Source organism: Nostoc sp. CALU 546, from assembly GCF_048836525.1.
This window is the reverse complement of the sequence record NZ_JAWJTF010000273.1, coordinates 1-2,740: the sequence shown is the minus strand read 5'-3', so window position 1 is coordinate 2,740 and position 2,740 is coordinate 1. Positions and strand designations below refer to the sequence as shown.

General features: G+C 44.9%; 1 protein-coding gene and 1 pseudogene. One reads left to right on the top strand and one right to left on the bottom strand.

Annotated elements, in window-relative coordinates:
- Positions 1-177 (top strand): annotated as a pseudogene (locus RRG12_RS42600) (photosystem II q(b) protein); the annotation flags it as partial.
- Positions 178-247: 70 nt separating this feature from the next.
- Here RRG12_RS42600 and RRG12_RS42595 read toward each other — a convergent pair.
- A complete protein-coding gene (locus RRG12_RS42595; protein ID WP_420761212.1) occupies positions 248-2,536 on the bottom strand; it encodes a PhoD-like phosphatase in 2,289 nt (762 codons plus the stop codon).
- Positions 2,537-2,740 lie beyond the last annotated feature (204 nt).

Sequence of the window (2,740 nt, the reverse complement as noted above, 5' to 3'; positions counted from 1 at the left end):
AACCAATCAACCATTTACTCCCAAGGTCGCTTTATCAGCACTTTGGCAGACGTAAACAACCGCGCTAACTTGGGTATGGAAGTAATGCACAAGCGTAACGCTCACAACTTCCCACTCGATTTGGCTGCTGGTGAAATTGCACCTGTAGCAATGACCGCTCCTGCTATCAACGGTTAATACTTCAGTATTAGCTAAATAAAAAGCGCCCTCCAGAGATGGGGGCGCTTTTTTTAATGAGCAAAGCTGGTTATCGTAATAAGGACTGATTGGGCGTTAACTGGCTCTCAAAACGGCTGTAAACAATTTGGGTTGGATACCAAGAAGAAAACCAATACAAATCTTGAATAACTTTGCAAGAATTACTCCCATCTGGTAACTCAAAGTGAACCAAAGCTAAATTATTCAATCCAACGACTTCCCGCCCCTCCTGAAACCAACGAGATTTCCAAAACATCACAGGTTGTAACCATTTCCATTTGGCATTTTTGGCTCGTTTCCAGGGAGCTATCAACGAAAATATATCTGCTGTGTAGGCAGAAGTTTGAACACTATTTCGAGGTATCCACTCCAGCACACAATGCCAGTCAGAGTTAGCTAGCATCTGGCGATTATGGTGTAATTGTTTCTCGGAAATTTCTACCATATTGGGTGGATTGAGCCACCCTATCCAATGTCTCACCTTTTCTGGTAACAGCCAATCTTTCAATCGTGTATGAATAAGCCGTGTCAAAATCTCTTCATTCTTTAATGCACTAGCTGTTAACTGCACTAAGACAGACTGTAATTTGGAATGGGTACGTGCATAAGACAAGTGAGCAACAGAACTGTAGTGAATATCCCCGGATAGAATCACGACTTGTTGACGTTCCTCAAACAAGGTAGTTAAGAATTGTGCCAGCGCTCCAGTATTAATGTTCCAGGCATCTCCAACATCGGTTGAAAAAACTTTCTCCCGTTTTAAATGCCAATGGTGAATCCAATCAATCACTTGTAGTCCAAATACATTAGTGGGCGCAATCACAAATGTAGTTTGAATCTGAGTTTGTTCAGCTACTTCTTGTAAAGGTAAAAGTAGTTGTTGCTCAAAGGCTTGTGGACACAACAACATCGGCGGCGCGATCGCTTTTTGATCGGCTGGATAACCCCGCCAAGTACGCGTATCAAGCACAATTACTTCATGGCAATCGCTCCTGACTATGTAGTGCCAAGTCAGTGCTTCAGGATGTCGATCCAGAATAAATACTGGACCGTCTCGGACTAAGATAGGTAAGCCTGTGTGCGGATCTTTGGCTGGCATACCTACATAACGAGCGATCGCCTCATCAGCCTTTACATCCGTCCCTTGGGAAGCTGACCAAGCTTGTGCAGCCATCAACAGCTTTTCACCAGATTGACCTTCAGCAAATTGCCCTGGTGTGTTGCCCCACGCTTGAAATACCGTGTAGGCTAACAATGCATTTTGAACTATTCTTCGCCCTAAAGGACGCCCCAGCACTCGCAAACACCAAGCTTGGTTTAGGTTCCAGTCATCACTAACATCATGGTCATCAAAGATGGTGTACATGGGAATATTGGCAAGGGCGCGACGCACTTTCCAAAGCGTATAAATTAATTGTCGCAAATGCCATACTGCCCGATTCCAGTCCTTGATAGCGTGGCGATCGCGCATTACTTGGTGTCCTTTGGGAAATGCGATCGGCCAGCATACTGGCGACCAAGCTAGTAAATAAGTAGCGTAATACTCGCCCAGACTGAAAAGATGACTGTTAACTTTCTCAGGTTTATTATGTAGTCCTGCGGTCAAGCCTGCTTGATTTGTCGCAACTTCAGACCGCTCTCCAGGGGGTAGTTGCTGGGGAGTGCAGTATACTCCATTCACAGGAAGTTGTTCTTCCCAACCCAAGAGTGCATCACCAAGAGTACTGGCAACCCACAATGACGGTTCTGATACATCGTCGCCGTAAATTTGATCTCCGGTGAGGAACAGCTGGTGAGGGCGATGTTGGGGTTGATTAGCCGCAGCCTCAATTAAAGTGTCAAGAATTGGCAGTGCATCAAACCCATGACCATGAGGTTTACGGCAGGAAGCATGGACAATTTGTAAATCTTGCAGACAGTTAGGCGGCAAAACAAAGGTTGGTTTTTGATGATCGAAGTAGCTAATGCTGACTGTAGGAGAGGAGTTTGAGCATAATGCTTGTTGCAGAGTTTGCGGGGTTTGGTCAGCAACAGTAAACTGGAGATCGTATGCATAGATGTGACCTCCAGTTAGGCGATGTCCAACCGTAGACCGAGCCGTTATCGCAACTACATGAAGATGCTTCCCCAGAGAAAAGGTAGAGCGTTCCCCATCCAATAAGCAATTTTCTAGTGCTTTACCATCATCTGTTGTGTCATAAACTTTAAGTTCTACCTGACAAGACTGTTTCAGTGCTACCCATACCGTCACCGACTCTGGTTCAGTATGTTGGAGGATTGGCCCCGCTAAAATCAGTGGCAGTTCTTGTAAAAACTTGTCCCCAACTTGATACTTCATTGCAAACAGTTAACAAAGTGGTGGTTTTTTAGATGTGTTATTTTGCTCCTAAATTGGTAGCCCAAACTCATCTAATCACCAATCATGCATCAATTCTTATCTGTTTAACATCAGTTCATAGCTTCCAGAAGGCAGTAGGCCTTTCTTGCTTGAGGGCAGAAGGTCTTGATTTTCTGCTAGTCCACGCAGGTGGACTTAGCTTGT

Coding starts and splice junctions, on each gene's coding strand:
- RRG12_RS42595 (WP_420761212.1), bottom strand. CDS start 2,536: ATGAAGTATCAAGTTGGGGACAAGTTTTTACAAGAACTGCCACTGATT.